Here is a 17,153-nt window from a genome sequence, read left to right as displayed (position 1 = left end):
AATATTACTAAATTGTAACGCATTGTGATATAAATAACGGTACTAATGTACACTAATTATAGACTGGCTATTTATACAAAGAGATTACTATGTCATCAAATCATATTAATAATCATAATCGACAGCGCTACTCTGAGATGACGAGTCATCATTCGTCTATCAATAATAACGATCATGTATATCAGGTAGGTAAATTGACGTCTATCGCCTTGCTGGTTGGCACTACGTCTATGGCTCTTTTGGGCTGTCAATCAAGCCCAGCGGTATCGTCGACTGCGGCATCAAAAAGTATGATTGATTTTAGTACCGCTGATAGCGCGCAGAGCCAAGCACAAGGACGCGCATTTAATGCTAGCCTTACTGCCAAATCTGAGCGTTATCAGCAATTATTTTACCAAGAAAAATATCCCAATACGGACAATCAAGCCAAATCACATTTACTGGCAGCTATTCGTCAGCATCTGGCAACAGAACACGTAGCAGTCGCGCAAGCCAATTATCAAGCGGTACCTTTTATTGATCCAGACAGCATTGATGCAGGCTCTAGTAGCTTGCTTAGAACAATTATAGAAGCCTATGTTTATAAGCCTGACGGTGACTATGATGAAAGTGATTATGAGGACAGGCAAACTGAGGCTATGGCAGAGTTAGCAGCGGTAAGTGCAGAGTCGAATAAATGCAATGATAATGAGGACGATGACGCTTATGAAGTCTGTGTTGTAGAGGATGTTAACTATGACGAAAACGGTTATAGTCGCAGTGACTATCAATCAGAGAGTTACGGCGAAGGGAACTATGACACCGATGATTATGAATCAGACAGTGCTTTTTCAAAGTTATCAAAATTAAACCCAAAAAGCATGATAGAGCAGTATGAAGCCATACAAATGGCTAAGCAACAATCAGAGGCTGTAGAAGGTAGCCAATCAGCAACATCTACGGGCGTCATTGGTCAAATGCTGAGTATGTTCCATCGCACGCCGGAACAGATAGCTGCGTCAAATGCTTATCAATATCAAAATTTAACGTTCAATAGTGTCAGTCAGTACAAACCCAAACAGCGACAACTGCAAAGCGTCTATAGCTATGACTATGTGACGCCGACGATTAGCTCATCCATCCAGATACCGTTAGCGTTCGATTTTAATAACAGCCGTATCACGGTAGACCCATCGGCAATCATGCCTATTGTGGCGCTTGTTAATCCTGAAAACACCCCTTTACCTAATCAAATGACCTCACATACCGTTAGTTTTGGGTTGCCTGAGAGTATTACTGCGCAGCTGCCGCCAGCAGTGCTTTATGATGCCGCCATCACTGCCATACAGAGCAGCATGGCAGAGCTTGCGCCTGAGCACTTTAGTGCTGTAGATATTCATAATGATGCATTTGCCAAAGAAGTCGGGGCGAGCCAAGCGGTAAAAGTCTATTTTGGCAGCAAGCAAAGCGGTGAGATGATCGGAAAAACTCTAAAATACATGACAAAATCGCTACAGGATTATGTCGATGCCAATCCACAGAAATATCCTGATGGCGCTATGCTAAAAACTGCGCTTGCGAAAGTGCAGCTATACAATAAAGGCTACCAAAGTGCGGATGTGGGTGCGCTATTGCAGCTTATTGAGGCCATCGGTCCGATCTCTTTTAATCAGATAAATTACTATTATTTAGACCGCTCAGATCGCCTGCTTGCTAAGCAGCAGCGGGTAAATATCGGTGGCGATTTGATGGGTTCGACAACCAGCGTGCTGAATCAAGTACGCTATGATAAAAGCAGTTTTAATAAACATGCACTAACGCCTTTGTTGACCGAGTCTTTTGGCCCAAATGCTAAAGCTGCTATCGATGGCAATGCATGGATGGCAGAGCAACGCCAACAAAAAGAAAGACTGCAAGCGGCACGTTATGCCCGCTATGACTATAGTGGGAGCAGTGATGATGACTATAGTAGCGATTATGCAGATGGTGATAGCGGCTATGAGGCAGCAGAATATGACAGTGCTGATAGTCAAGATGACACTGATATCGAAGACGATGCCGCAGATGATGCTGACAACAGGGTAGACGGTCAATAACGCTATCTTGTCATATTCAAGCACATATTCAATAAGGAAAAAAAATGAAAAAATCACATCAAATCATTGCAAGTCGTCTTTCGTCAGCGAGCCTTGCATCAGTTCTTAATGGCAATCGCCTATTTGCTGGTGCATTAGTCACAGGGGCATTGTTATTAACGGGCTGCCAATCTACCAGTCTTGACCAATCTAATGCTGCGACTGCTAAGCAAACGCCAGTGGTAGCCAAAACAGCATTGGCGACTGCGTTACAGAAACAGCGCCGCCAGTCCTTTAGCTATCATAGCAATCTGGAGATCAGTAACGAGCAGCAGTTTAGCGATATAAATATGGAAATAGATGCCAAAGCGCCAGTCGCCTCAGTTTATATCGATGAATACTGCGAAGACACACACGATCAAGCGTATGCCACCTTAATTACCCAAGCAGAAACGCAAAATAAAGATATTTTGGTGGCAGATTATGATGCTCAGCGAACGGTGCTCAAAGACCGCTATCTTGAGTGTACGGATGCCTATGAGGCATGGGTAGAGAGTAAATATGATAGTGAAATCAATGTGCCAGCGTTTTACCAACAGTTATTTGACAATTACGACGACCGATCGACAGCGCAAGATATCAAAAAAGCAAAGTTGCTAGATGCTTATGTGCTAAAGCCGCTGTCTATCAATGCACAAGGCGTCTATCAGCCAATGGCTGGCAAGGCGACGATGCTGGCGAGCGTGCAGTATCAAGCGCGTAATCATCAAAGCAGCATGAATCAGCCGATTTATCTGGATTTGAAAAACGGTAATATTTATCTATGGGCAGATAATTTTGCGATGTTTAATTCAGAACTGTTAGACGATAAGCTCGGCACAAAGTGGCGCAACAAATGGTTAAAGCTAGCCATTGATGATGGCACCTTACCTAAAGGCTTTGGTAGCGAGTTGATAAAAAGCCACTTTGCCGCGTTAGATGCCACATTTGATGCCGCACCTACTAGCCAGTTTGATTATGTCGCCCCTAATACGCTAGCCTCGCTCTCTCCCAAGTTACCCGCGCATCAGCTACCAGCAATGCTAGCAAGCAACCAAGTCATTCGCCGTGTACAAAGTGCTGAGAGTTATGAGCAGTTTTATCAAGATTATATGCGCATCGTTTACGAGCGGATGAGTCAGCGATATCCAGAACTGGTCAAAGAAAGCGCGGCTGACGAGGTAGGCAACACAGATGCTGATAAATTTACCAGTAAAGCGTTAGTGCAGCAAATGTTGGCAATGATAAAAAGTGGCATGGATAGTGGCAGTGAGACAATAGAGGAAACAATGGCAGAGGCAAAAGAAAAGACGGCAGAAAGTGCAATGCTAGCAAATGCAGAGACGCAAGAGTTGTATGGATTTGATAAGCGTGGTCAGCTCAAATGGCAGCATATGCGCAGTGAGCTTCCGAGCGAAACCGCCGCTAGTAAGAACATGGTCATAGATGTTTTGCAGCAGTATTCCGCTATAAGCGCCAAAAACATGGTATTTCCCAATTTACCAAACGATGTACAAGTGCCTAATGCCAGTAATAGTATTGATATGCGCGAGTATGGTAGCGAATTAATGCAGTACTATCGTGATGGCAATGGTACTGCAATGGGTAAAATGATGTTTGGTGTCATGCCAATGGTTGAAGAGAAGTTTGGAGCGATTGAATAAACAAAACTAAATCAGACTAAATCTATGACATTGAGGACGAGCTAGTGAATTTTGTGACCATTGACGTTGAAACTGCAAACAGCGACGTAGGGTCTATTTGTCAAATAGGCTTGGCTAAATATTTGAACGGTAAGTTAATTGATACCTACTGTAAGTTAGTATGTCCTCAGACGTCTTTTAGTCGTCAAAATATAGAAGTGCATGGTATTACCAGTAGTATGGTAAAAGATGCGCCGTCTATGTATGACATTTACGGGCAAATATTAAAATTTATCGGTGAAAATGTTGTCGTTAGCTATACTGACTTTGATCAAAGGGCGTTGACAAAAAGTCTAGAGCTTCACAAATTACCAATACCAGAGTTACAGTGGGTCGATGCCACGATATTGGTACGTAAGACGTGTCAGCGCTTTTCGGTTAAAGGTTATAATCTGGCGAATGTTTGTAGAGAATGGAATTATCGGTTTAACCATCATGACGCGCTAGAAGATGCCAAAGCATGTGGCTTTATAATCGTAACCATTCTTAGAGAAAATGGTTTATCAATTCATGATTGGGTAGAAGATAGTCAATACAGTCGTAATTATCCTCAGCAACCAAGCGCAAATAATAGAAGTTACCCCAGTCATATCACAAAAGTTGGAAATGAGTCAGGACAATATGCAGGACTCAATATCTGCTTTACAGGCAATCTTAGTATCAGTCGAGCAGATATTGCTGAGATAGCAGCCAAAAATGGTTTTAATGTCAAAGCGGGTGCTTCGAAGACATTAGATTATCTTGTGGTTGGTGTTCAAGATTTAACGTTGCTTGCTGGTCATGAAAAAAGTAGTAAGCATCGAAAAGTGGAAGAGCTGATTCAGAGTGGTTTAGATATCAAAATTCTTGAAGAGCGCGCCTTTTTACAGTTAATTAAAATATCAAAGTAATGTGAGCCTCAACATTAAAACTAAAAAGCGCACCGTTTATACGATGCGCTTTTTTATGTGTTCATAATCAGTCTTATAGGACAGTCAGCATGAATGCGAAACAGCCTATTAATGACGAATTACATGCCTTGATGTGGTTTGCCATGCCTTTTACCGTGCTCTGAGCCTTTATGACCTTTCGCCATTTTTTCAGCTTTTAATGTAGCGAGTTTTGCGCGTTGCTCAGCAGTCAATACTTGAGAGATAGCATGTTGAGTCTGTACTCGCTCAATGAAGCGCTGCTTGGTTTTAGCCGCTTGCTGATCAGCTAAGCGATTAACTGCGGCTGTATTTAGAGTGCTACTATTAGTTAATGCTTGCATTTGTTGCTGCATTTGCGCCCGTTCTGCTTTGTTTTTTGTACGGTCAGCTTTACGATCGCCGTGTTGTGCTTGCATGATGGCTTTGATTTGCGCTTGTTGCGTTGCTGTTAGATCTAGCTGCGACATTGGACCTCTCATGCCGCCTTTGTTCATGGCTTTTTTCATGCCATCTTTATGCTGCATTTTACTGGTCGTTGGTGTGGTATCAGTGGTTGCATTAACACTGGTACAAGCCGTTACGGTGAAAATGCTAGACATTGCTAAGACTGAGCCCATTAATAATTTTTTCATCATCGTTACCTTAATTTATGGTGCATACGTTATTGGTTGCGAAAAAGTCAGTTTTTATCTGATTAGCTTATGAATGCTAAGTGTCCCGGATAGCCACTATCCATCACAGCTTGTTATCAGTATTTGTCGCGATAGACGCTATATTACGACAGTTAAAGGTTACGAACATTTATGAAGTATTAAGAAAGGTAACGTTTATAGCGAATCGATAAGCAATTGACTGATAATATGGCTCATAAAGCGATTTAACGCTTAAGGAGAAAGATGTGCCACACATACTACTAGGTGATGATGACGAAGAATTGACCCAATTGTTACAAGAATACTTGCACAATCATGGGGTGACATGCGACTGCGTTCACGATGGTGAGGCTGTCATACAGAAACTCAAAACCGCAAGCAATAATGTGCTTAATGGCGCTGCTGCTTATGATTTGCTGGTGCTAGATATTATGATGCCAAAAATAGATGGATTGAGTGTCTTGCGTCAATTACCCAATATCAGTGATATCCCTGTCATTATGCTGACCGCAAAAGGGGAGGAGATTGATCGTATCATTGGGCTTGAACTTGGTGCTGATGATTATATTACCAAACCCTGCAATCCTAGAGAGCTGCTGGCACGTATCAATGCCGTCATCAAACGCACTAGCGCAGCGACATCAGAGCATACGCCGTTACCAGAGAGCCGTTTGCATCTGAATCAAAACCAGCGGCTTTGTCAGATAGATGGCATAGAACTACAAGTGACGGGGACAGAGTTTGATTTGTTGGTTGCGCTACTGAAACAAAAAGGTGAGGTGGTGAGCAAAGCGTGGCTGTCAGAGCATGTTTTACAACGTGAATTACAGCCGTTCGACCGTAGCCTTGATGTGCATGTCTCACGACTCCGCAAAAAACTCCAACCTTTTCATGATGAGCCTATCAAGGCGGTTCGTGGTAAAGGTTATCAGCTGGTATTGTAATGATGGACTCATCGATGAACGCTTCCAAGAAAGCTATTAACCATAAAATGCTTAAGCAAACACCAAAGTTTAAAGTGCGAATCACACTATTTTGGCGTTTGTTTCTAAGTCTATTATTAACAATTATAATCACCTCTATTTTATCGATCATGGTGGAGCGTTGGCTGGTCGAAAAAGCACTAACGGCTCGCATGAACGTACAAACTGATAGTTTATTGATTAAGCGTCAAGAAATGGTTCAGGCATTAAGAGCGGGTGATTTAAGTACAGTTAAGCAAATGTATCGTCAGGACCGTCAACTCATGAATCAGATAAGTGTTTACGATGAAGAAGGGGCGATTATATTTCCGCGTTATCGCAATAGAGATGAGCGTAGGCAAAAAGGTATGCAGGGTAGTCGGCGTGAAGTAGGGCAACTATCAATGCAATCATCAATGCAACCAATGGCAGCTCAGCCCAATGTGGACAATAACAGGGTTAATAGTCACGATGATAATAATAAAATGTCGAATGATAAGTCGTCATTCTTAAACCATATTCTGCAACCGATGATGCCAAATAGCGCTACGCTAGCTGATTTCGACAGTCGCCCTGAGCTGGCTGATGTGACGGTCGTCTTACCAGATGAGCAGTCTGTCATTATACAATTACGTCCGCATTTGCGTTTTGCTGATGTTATGGCGCTGCAACGTGGCAATTTTCCCATACGTTTGCTATTTATTCTCGTTTTTAGCGTCTTGGTTTGTATTTGGCTGAGCCGTACAATGACTCAGCGTATTCGCCGTGTACAAAATACCGTACACCGTCTGATTGATGGCGATTATCAGACCCACCCAGACCTATCAAAAATGGGAGATGATGAGCTTGGTTTACTCGCAAAAGACGTGGCTAAATTATCAAAACGGTTGGCTGAGAGTGAGCTAGCACGCAAACAGATGCTCAGTGATATCTCGCACGAGCTACGATCGCCACTGGCACGTCTAGACGTTGCGACTGAGCTGACTCGCGACTTTGCACCGAATGCCAGTCGTTATCTCGACCGTATCGATAAAGAGTCGGCGCGGATGAATGAGTTGATTGAGCAAATCATTCATATTCAATCTCTACAAATGCAGCAATATACCATCGACAATATAGAAAACGAAGCGGTTGATATTTCTGACATCATCAGTGAGATTGGACAAGACGTTTGCTTTGAGTTTCAGCATAAAAATGTGCGTTGGCAATGGCAGCCGAGTCACACACCCATGACAGATTCTTTATCAACGGCTCACTCAGCCACTCCTTGGACAGTACTTGGCAATCAAGAACAGCTGCATAGTGCGCTTGAAAATGTCATTCGTAATGCTTTTATGCATACGGCCTCTGATTCAACAGTCATTGCTGACATTAAAAAAGTGGAGATGGAAGGCAATAAGCCTGCACTTCAAATCAGCATCACAGACGAGGGTGGTGGCATCGCGGATAAGGACTTGGCGCGTATTTTTCAGCCCTTTGTACGGCTTGACTCGGCTCGCCATCGTGAAACGGGGGGTTATGGTTTGGGGCTGGCAATCGTTCATGCCGTGGTAATGGCACACAAGGGTCAGATTCATGTCTATAATCGCCAAGATGATATCCAAGGGCTGGTGATGCAAATAACATTGCCTGTTAACTCTGAAGGGGACTAAGAGCAGCATAAAGTGGCGAACACGCGCTTAAAACATCTCTAAAGTGTGTGTATAAGCGTGTGTTTTATTAAGTTTCAAAGCGGATTATTTCAAAAAAGTGGGAGCATTCAATATAAGCAAGGAGCAAAAAACATCTATATATTCATTTTTTGTTATATAATTGGATGAACGGTAATAAATGCCCGATGAGCGGCATTGTCTCTCTCTATATATTCGGTAATACTAATATATAGAGAGAGCGATTAGGGCTTTTCAAGATAAAAAGTGTTAGTTGTTGGTTAACAAGATAAATGATGAACAAAAAATATTTACTCATTGCCAGCCGATAACGTGTTTTATTTTGTGATATCGACTCTCTGCAAGATGGATATTATCTCTGATTTTTAAATCTGACCAGTCTGTAAGGGAGTGCACACTATGAACCGCATCTATAAAGTAATATGGAATGAAGCCTTGAGCTGTTTTACCGCAGTTGGTGAATATGCAAAGGGGCGCGGCAAATCTTCCAAATCTAGCGTGAGCGCAAACGCGACCATCAATACGACTTCTAATCTTTCTTCTACCCAATTTTTCCGACTATCCACGATCGCCATAGGGATGCTGGCGGCTGGATTTACAATGTCACCGCAAGCTTTTGCGCAAGTGAATGTCGGCGGTGGTACGGGATCTGGTACGGCAATTTCTTCTTGTAATACAAACAGTACTGAAGCGAATGCTGAAGGCAGCTATTCGGTTGCCATTGGCTGTGAAGCGGACGCTGGGCAAAACTTCAATCTGGTCGATAGAGGCAATCCGTCATTTACTTGGACGGGTGGTTCACAAAACAACTCTGGTAGTACCGCCATTGGCACTGGGACAGAAGCCGGCGACGTCGCTACTGCTCTAGGCACTCAAGCAAAAGCCATTGGTCGGTCATCTGTGGCAATTGGGGCGGCAGCGTATTCTAATGGGAATACCTCGTTAGCGCTTGGACGTCAATCGGCAGCGACTGCTGACTTTGCTCAGGCTATTGGTAACGTCTCCTCAGCAACGGGTCAAGGCTCTCTTGCTGTTGGTCATTCAGCACTTGCCTCAGGCAAACGTGGTATTGCGATTGGTTCAACTGATTTTGAAAATGCAGGTACAGTGGCTGATCAAGCAAATGTAGGTTATAGAGCGGATGGACAGACTCAAGCAGTTGGCAGTGATACGATTGCCTTTGGTAGTAATGCAAAAGCGACTGCTGATAACAGCCTTGCTTTTGGTGTCGGCTCTCGATCTAACGCAGTAAATGGCATCGCATTAGGTTCAAACTCTATTGCAAATCGTGCTGGTGGTGCCAGTGGTTTTGTGCCAGTAGGAGCAGATAGCTCAGTCATCCAAGCAACGGATAGCGTTACGCTTGGCGCGGTCTCTGTAGGAACAGGAGCAGCGGGTGGCAACCGTCAGATTGTAAACGTCGCAGCAGGTAGTAGTGACAGTGATGCTGTCAATGTGGCTCAGCTAACGGGGCTGTCGAATACTGTCGCTAATAATAAAACCAAGTATTATAGCGTGGACTCAGCTGCTGTCGGTAATGCTAATAACGACGGAGCGACAGGTTATAACGCCATGGCGCTGGGCGGAAATGCAAAAGCCACTGGTAGCCAAACCATTGCGATTGGCAGCTCAGAATTTGGGCAACAGACGATGGCAAGTGGTGAGCAATCGATTGCTATCGGTGCTAACGTCGTGTCTAGAGGGGCATCCTCGATCGCGATAGGCGGTGATGATCTAGATTTTGCATCGAGAACCAATATCGATGGTAGTCCATTGTCACCACTAAATAGTGGCACAGTTAACGATGTTTTCAAATCCTACGTAGGTAAAGATTTGGTAGAAACCAATCAGTACGATGTCAATACCGAAGCTGGAGGTGCTGCGTCGATAGCCATTGGTGCAAAATCGTTGTCTAAAGGTGATCTGTCTACAGCCGTTGGTGTTCATTCCAATACCTCGGGAACGGCTTCTTCAGCGTTCGGTGTTGGTGCATCAGCGAGCAAAGATGGTTCAGTCTCTTTAGGTGCAGGCTCAACAACAGCAAAAAGTGCAAGCTCTGAAAAGACGATGACAGTTGGTGGCGTGGTATATGATATCGCCGGTAATGTCATTGATGATAAGGGTATGCTACGAGAGGGTGCGCAAGTATCCGTGGGCGTAGTAGGATCTGAGCGTCAGATCAAAAACGTCGCTGGTGGAGCTGTCACTGTGGCTAGTACAGATGCCGTGAATGGTAGTCAATTGTATGCGACCAATGAAGCGGTCGGAAATAATACCACGACTATTAACAAAGGATTTGCGCTAAAAGCTGCTGATGGTAATACAGTACAGAAACCATTGGGACAAGCCGTTGAGGTGGTTGGCTCTAACAGCAACATCGACACCCGAGTAAAAAATGGCAAAATCGAAGTTGAGCTCAATGACAATCTAAACCTAGGTACAACAGGCAGCGTTAGCACAGGTAACTTATTAAACGGTACAACGGTCAATGGTCTAGGTATTGTCACTGGCGGCGTGCTTACTGGCGTCACTACCGTTAGTGGTGCAGGTGTCACGGTAACGGGTGGAAGCATATTTAACCCTACCAATGCCACGTTAACCAGCAATGGTCTGACCATTTTAAATGGTCCAAGCATCACCAAAAGCGGGGTCAATGCGGGTAATAAGAAGGTCGTCAATGTTTCTAATGGTACGGTCAGTCTAAATAGCAAAGACGCCATCAATGGTGGTCAGTTATTTAATACCAACCAACAAGTCACGACCAATACTAGCAACATCTCAACCAATACCACCAATATTGGCACCAACACTGACAATATTGCTAAAGGCATCAAGTTTAATGTGAATGATGCAAGTAGCGGCGGCACTCTCAAAAAAACCTTTGCCTTGGGTGAAGAAATTAAGTTTGATACGGACAGCAATTTGACCACTACTGGCTTATCAACGGGCGATGGAATTGCTCTCGGTCTGTCTCCAACTTTAACGGGCCTCACTAGTGCAGATTTTGGTGGTGTTAGTATCTCTACTACTGGTATCAATGCCAACGACACCCAGATCAAGGGAGTAAAAAGCGGTGGTGATACAGTAACCAATGCGGCGAATATTGGTGATGTACAGATGGCAGCCGCAGGAGCGAGAACCAAAGTAGTTAAAGGTACGAATGTTGCCAGTGTTGACTTTTCAACCGATAGCGATACTGGACAGGATGTCTATACTGTCAATGCCAATGGCGCCAGTGTTTCTACTGCAGATGCTAATGCACTAACAGTTAGCACTAGTGTCAAAGATCCTGATACCAATATCACCGACTATCAAGTTGATCTAAGCGAAGGTAGTAAGGCAAGCTTGGTAAAAGCCGATAGTGCGATGCAAACGGTAGTGACACAAATCAATGGTGCTGATGTCAAGACTTTGGATAAAGACAATAATACAGCCAACTTTATTACTGGTGACAATATTGTCTTGACCGCTGACAATGGCGGTATCAAAGTTGCTACTGCTGCCGACTTAGTCTCAACCAGCTTGACCACAGGAAATACAGTCGTCAACGCTGATGGTGTCACATTTATGGGTGGGACTAATCAAACGGTCAGACTCAGTAATAGTGGGCTAGACAATGGTGGCAATCAAATTACCAATGTCGCTAACGGTACAATAGCCAGCGATGCCGTAAACTTTGGTCAACTACAAGCCACGACCACGACCATCGATAAAGGTTTTGATTTCGATGGTGACACGGGTACTACCGTTAATCGTCAGCTTGGTGACAAGCTGACAATCAAAGGTGGCGCGACCGTGGCAAGTGACTTGTCAAATGGCAACAACATTGGCGTCGTTGCTGACGGTACCAGCACATTGACCGTGAAACTTGCGAAAGATTTAACTGGTCTTAACAGCGCAAACTTTGGTAGCGGTGTCAGCATCTCAGCCAATGGTCTAAACAATGGTGGCAATAAAATTACTAACGTTGCAGAAGCGACCACAGGTAAGGATGCGGTAAACTTCGACCAATTGTCAGCAACCAATAGTCTCGTGGCTAAAGGCATCAAAATCGGTGATGGCAATAGTGCCAACGACCAGCAGTTTGCTTTAGGTGATACCATCAACGTCACTGGTGATAGCAACATTACGACGATGGCCTCAGCAACGGGTGTTCAGGTGAAACTGAATAACCAGTTGAATTTAGGCAATGAGGGTAGCATGCAGATTGGTAATAGCATTATGAATAGTAATGGCTTTACCTTTACCGATAATGGTCCGGGTAGAACGGTTAGACTGAGCAGTAGTGGTCTTGACAATGGTTTTAACAGAATCACCAATGTAGCTGCTGGTATTGCAGATACAGATGCGGCGACTGTCGGACAGTTGAATGCCACGACGTTTGCCCTTGATCAAGGTTGGGGACTAACGGCTCAGGGTGATGTTGCCACTATGATCAAACAAGGCAGCGCCATCGATCTGAACAGCACAGATGGTAATATTAAAGTATCTAGATCAGCGGACAATAATGTTAGCCCTGACCTACGTGCTGCTGCACCATTGGCAGGCGTCAATGACATTAGCTTCGATTTAAATCCAGACCTGAATTTAGATAGCGTAACGACGGGTGATACCATTATGAATAATAATGGGCTGACTATTACAGGTGGACCTAGTGTCACCAAAGCGGGTATCAATGCTGCCGACACTAAGATTACAAACGTTGTGAATGGCGATGTCTCTGAAGGTAGCAAAGATGCCATCAATGGTGGTCAGCTCTATGCACAAGGCAGTGGCATCAGTAGTATCATTGGCGGTGAGACAGTCTACAATCCTGTAGATGGTACCTTTACCAATAGTAATATTGGTGGTACTGGTCAAAATAGTATCGACGGTGCGATTGCTTCTATTAAGCAAGGAGAAGTCGTTATCAATGAAAACATCCAAGCCAACACCACCAATATCCAAACCAATACCACGAATATTGCCACGAATAAAACAAACATCGACACCAATACGACCAATATCAAAGTGAACAAGGATAAAATAGATGCGGGTCTCAATTTTGGTGCTGATAGCGGTGCTACCATCAACAAACCAGTAGGCGATGGCAGTGTCCTCACCTTCACAGGTGGTAATAACATCACCACAACAGCAGCAGGCAGTAGTATTAAGTTTGATCTAAACGGTAATATTAATATCGATAGCGTCAAAACTGGCAATACGACAATCAATAATAATGGTGTCAGCATTGTCGGTGGTCCTAGTATGACTGCAAGCGGTATCAACGCCGCTGGTAACAAGATCACTGATGTGGCTGATGGCATGGCTCCCAGAGATGCTGTGAATATGGGTCAGTTAGATGCTGTTAGTCAAAGACTTGGCAACAACATGAATGAGCTAGGTTATAAAATTGGTGAAGTCGAAGACGATGCAAATGCTGGTATTTCAGCCGCCATGGCAATGTCTTCACTACCGCAAGCTTACATCGCTGGTAAATCCTTAATCGGTGGCGGTATAGGAACGTACAATGGGGAAAGTGCAGTTGCTATTGGCTTCTCGAAGTTATCCAATGATGGTCGTTGGGTCATGAAGGTAAACGGCACCGCTGATACCCAAGGTAATGCTGGCGGCTCGATTGGTGCAGGCTTCCATTTTGATTAAAGCAATCAAGCCTACTATCAAGTAAAGTGATTTGTTAGTTATAAAAATTAGTCATGAAAAAGCAAGGCATCAGATGTCTTGCTTTTTTGCGACATGAGCATGAAGACGTTTTCAACGTGATGATTTGGTAATCACTATTTGGTAATTACTATTTGATTTTTAACAATGATTTGTTTTTCTTTGGCTCAATAGCCAAGCGATAACAAGCCCTCATTCTATGAAGGCCTATTTATTTTTACAAAAGCAATTCTATACTCTGAACATGGCTGCATTTGGGGTCAATCCGACATAAGCCATGCCAGCTTGTTCCATCCAATGTGGCTGCACGATACCATGTTGTAAAATAGCATGAATGTCTCGATGCGCTCTTTCTATTCTATGTTTTTTATATAGCGAGACCGTACCAGCGACCGCATAAATCTCCGATACCATGGCTCTGGCTTCTCTCGCTGCCTCACAGGCTGCTGCCCACACATCAGCCAGCTGTATATCGGTAAAGACATTCTGTTGCTGCTGTGCCTCGTTCCATAATACCTCGACACTATTGTGTAATTGTGCGCGCCTAGATGCTAAGAGTGTTTTGCTTTTAGCGATAGTCGCTTGTACTGCTGCACGATCACGCAAATCTGGGCTTTTACCGGGCGTTACTTTCTCAAGGCAAATTTGGATTAACTCATCTGTCGCTGCTTTTAAGACACCTAGTGCCATTGCTGCACAGCCAGCGGCATTAATACAACCGATTGGTAGGCGGCTATACGCATTATCGATGGCGACAGGGCTTTCAAAATCGACCGCATAACGCTCCTGTACAAACGCGTCTTTGATGACGATGTCGTGACTGCCTGTACCATTTAGTCCACCAACATGCCAAGTATCAATCACTTCCACATCTTTTTTTGGAATAAAGAACAGCTTTAGATTTGCACCCGGTCCAAGGGTCGTAGGCGAGCCTTCGGATATTACCAAGCAGCGCAGCACAAACCAGTCTGCCAACTCACAACCTGATACTAATGTCCATTGACCTGAGATCATATATCCTTCAGCGGTTTGTTTAGCAATCCCTTCAGGGCGTGCTGAGTTGGCATAGACATGAGAGGGGTCACTATATATCTCCTTCATGCTAGGCTCGTCTAAAAATCGTCCAAATGTGCAGGCCAAATGATTGTTCCAAACGATCCAAGCAACTGAGGCTTCAGCACTGGCTAGCGTCTCATAAACCTTTAACGTTTCCACAGGATTGCCTTGCCATCCTCCCAACGATTTTGGCAGTCCCATCCTAAATAGCGACAACTCTGACAGTTTTTTGACCACTATCGGTGCAATTTTTCTACAGGTTTCTGTTTCTTCTCTAGCCGATAGGGCTAAATCATAAATATCTTGAGCGGCATGGGATGGTAGAGAGTCTTTGTTATTTGATAAAGGTGTATAACTCATAATATCCAACCTTATTTTAATGTATAAAACAGTATGTTTATCTAAAATTCATTCTAAATTTGAGATATAACAACGCCTATACCAAGAATAGCCAACAGTTGACTGCTATACAACCAATAATTTGAATATATTAAATATTATATTGAGATAAAAAGTGGAAGTGATGATTCGATGAAATATTGAATGCTGTATTTGGCTTAAGAGTATCGATGCTTTGTCTATTTTCAGGCAGTCATTCGCTTTGATTGCTTTGTCTGAGCCCTGAGCTCTGAGCCCAGCAATTATAAGGGCGTTTTGTTATTAAATTCTCTAATCATTTAATTTTCTAGTCATTTAATAGTAAAACACCCTTACTGAAAGCACTCTGTTTGATTGTTCATTGAGACTTGGGCGCATCAGGCTGCATGCTAGGATCAGCGTCAGAAAAGGCCTTGAGCGTACGGCAATGCGTGTCAATTTCGACGATATTGGGATAGGCACTTAAATCCACGTTAAAACGTCGCGCCGAAGAGACCTGAGGAATCAAATAGCAATCTGCAAAAGTAGGGCTGTCACCGTAGCAAAATTTTCCACGGCTTTTGTCTTTTGCTAGTATTTTTTCTAACGCCGCAAAGCCCTCACTCATCCAACGGTTGCACCACGCCATGACTTTTTCTTCGTCTACCGCCAGCTCATTGCGTAGATATTGTAAGATACGGCGGTTATTAATGGGATGAATGTCACAACCAATCATAGCGCTAATGGCGCGTACTTGCATACGTCCAGCCGCGTCTTTAGGTAATAGCGGGTTTTTAGGATGGACTTCTTCTAACCATTCTAAGATGGCTGGGCTTTGATATAGTAATAAATCATCGGTCTGTAAAACAGGCACCAATCCTTGTGGGTTGAGTGATTTAAACGCATCTGCTAACTGCTCATCTTTTGCTAAATTGACCGAAATATAGTCATAATCTAAGCCTTTGAGATTCATCGCGATACGAGTACGATACGAGGTGCTGCTGCGAAAGTAGCCATAAAGTGTCATCATTGTGAATTCCTTTTATTATGGTAGGTTGTGAATGAGATAAGCAGTTATAATTAATAATACGAAATGTATGTTATACAATTAAAGAACTCTTATGACGTTACCTCTTCATTTCAGTTTTTCATGAATATATTAGATTAATATGCCAAGTAAATTACTCATTGAGCAAAACATGCCAGCAGCTGAAAACCCTTTAGAAAATCCAGTGACAACCAATAAAAGTCAAAGTGGCGTCCAGTCACTGGAGATTGGATTGTCGGTATTAGACGTTCTTATTGATCATAACGAGCCGATGATGCTAAAAGATATTGCGCAAGTGATGCAAATGCATCCAGCAAAGTGTCACCGCTATTTGGTCAGTCTTATACGTAAAAACTATGCGCGTAAGCTTGATGATGGTCGCTACGGGCTAGGCGATAGTGTTAACACATTGGCAGCATTGGGGCACGCTGGATTTAGTCAAAACAATATTTTAGAGCGGCTGACGCACATCGCTAATGAAATCAAAGACACCCTGAATTGCGGTGTGCAGATTGCCAAATGGTTTAGCGAAGGTCCTATTATTATTCAGTCCGTTGAACCAGATAGCCCGATTAGTATTATCACTCGTATCGGTTCACGTATGCCGCTGACGACATCGGCGACGGGGCAATTATTTGCCAGTTATCAGCCAGATGCCGTCATTCAGCCATTGGTCACAGCTGAATGGCAGACAGACAATGAAGCAATAATCACAGAAAAATGGCAGAATTTCAGTCACTTGCAAGCCAAGATTCGTACCCAAGGCTATGCGACAGTGACGGGTGATATGCTGATGGGGATTAATGCCATTACGATTCCTGTCATATTGCCGCAGCTTGCTAATAGCGCTGTTAATCTATCTGCTGTTAGTGGCAAAACTGCTAGCAAAGAACTACCACTAGAATACGCCATCACTATCATCGGAACGACAGAGCAATTGCCCATGAGTGAGCAACACAACGTGGTTGAGCAAATACTAGCAATCGCGCAGCGTTATCAAATTGCGTAGCTGGTTTTTTTACTATATAAGTTTTAATCA

At 43.6% G+C, this 17,153-nt stretch carries 10 protein-coding genes; 7 read left to right on the top strand and 3 right to left on the bottom strand.

Going from position 1 to position 17,153, the window contains the following annotated elements:
* Positions 1–89 precede the first annotated feature (89 nt).
* Genes JMX82_RS02055 through JMX82_RS02045 form a run of 3 tightly spaced genes read left to right on the top strand, consistent with a single transcriptional unit; the run spans position 90 to position 4,686 of the window.
* Positions 90–2,075 carry a hypothetical protein gene (locus JMX82_RS02055; protein ID WP_201539177.1) on the top strand — a complete coding sequence of 662 codons (1,986 nt, stop codon included), beginning with the start codon at positions 90–92 and terminating at the stop codon, positions 2,073–2,075.
* A gap of 44 nt (positions 2,076–2,119) precedes the next feature.
* Positions 2,120–3,757 carry a hypothetical protein gene (locus JMX82_RS02050; RefSeq protein WP_201539174.1) on the top strand — a complete coding sequence of 546 codons (1,638 nt, stop codon included), beginning with the start codon at positions 2,120–2,122 and terminating at the stop codon, positions 3,755–3,757.
* Between the two features lie 44 nt (positions 3,758–3,801).
* The gene (locus tag JMX82_RS02045) at positions 3,802–4,686 is read left to right on the top strand and encodes an exonuclease domain-containing protein (protein WP_201539169.1); all 885 of its coding nucleotides are present in this window, start codon (positions 3,802–3,804) and stop codon (positions 4,684–4,686) included.
* Between the two features lie 119 nt (positions 4,687–4,805).
* Here JMX82_RS02045 and JMX82_RS02040 read toward each other — a convergent pair whose 3' ends face one another.
* Positions 4,806–5,339 (bottom strand): Spy/CpxP family protein refolding chaperone, encoded by a 534-nt coding sequence (locus JMX82_RS02040; RefSeq protein ID WP_201539168.1) that lies wholly within the window; start codon positions 5,337–5,339, stop codon positions 4,806–4,808.
* Positions 5,340–5,605: 266 nt separating this feature from the next.
* Between JMX82_RS02040 and JMX82_RS02035 the strand changes: the two genes are divergently transcribed.
* The 3 genes from JMX82_RS02035 (at position 5,606) to JMX82_RS02025 (ending at position 13,635) form a co-directional block, all read left to right on the top strand.
* Positions 5,606–6,304 (top strand): response regulator transcription factor, encoded by a 699-nt coding sequence (locus tag JMX82_RS02035; protein WP_201539167.1) that lies wholly within the window; start codon positions 5,606–5,608, stop codon positions 6,302–6,304.
* A gap of 14 nt (positions 6,305–6,318) precedes the next feature.
* A complete protein-coding gene (locus JMX82_RS02030; RefSeq protein ID WP_227676257.1) occupies positions 6,319–7,974 on the top strand; it encodes a sensor histidine kinase in 1,656 nt (551 codons plus the stop codon).
* A gap of 417 nt (positions 7,975–8,391) precedes the next feature.
* Positions 8,392–13,635 carry a YadA-like family protein gene (locus JMX82_RS02025; protein ID WP_201539165.1) on the top strand — a complete coding sequence of 1,748 codons (5,244 nt, stop codon included), beginning with the start codon at positions 8,392–8,394 and terminating at the stop codon, positions 13,633–13,635.
* Between the two features lie 249 nt (positions 13,636–13,884).
* Here the strand turns inward: JMX82_RS02025 and JMX82_RS02020 are convergent, their stop codons facing one another.
* Entirely contained in the window at positions 13,885–15,069 is a 1,185-nt protein-coding gene (locus JMX82_RS02020) for an acyl-CoA dehydrogenase family protein (protein ID WP_201539163.1), read from the bottom strand.
* 376 nt (positions 15,070–15,445) lie between these two features.
* Positions 15,446–16,093, bottom strand: a complete 648-nt coding sequence (gene maiA, locus JMX82_RS02015; protein ID WP_201539348.1) for a maleylacetoacetate isomerase — start codon at positions 16,091–16,093, stop codon at positions 15,446–15,448.
* A 142-nt stretch (positions 16,094–16,235) separates the two neighbouring features.
* Here maiA and JMX82_RS02010 point away from each other — a divergent pair, with 142 nt between their 5' ends.
* Positions 16,236–17,123 (top strand): IclR family transcriptional regulator, encoded by an 888-nt coding sequence (locus tag JMX82_RS02010; RefSeq protein WP_227676255.1) that lies wholly within the window; start codon positions 16,236–16,238, stop codon positions 17,121–17,123.
* The last annotated feature ends 30 nt before the right edge of the window (positions 17,124–17,153 follow it).

Source organism: Psychrobacter sp. 1044 (assembly GCF_904846525.1).
Taxonomy (GTDB): domain Bacteria; phylum Pseudomonadota; class Gammaproteobacteria; order Pseudomonadales; family Moraxellaceae; genus Psychrobacter.
This window is presented reverse-complemented; position numbering and strand designations above follow the sequence as displayed.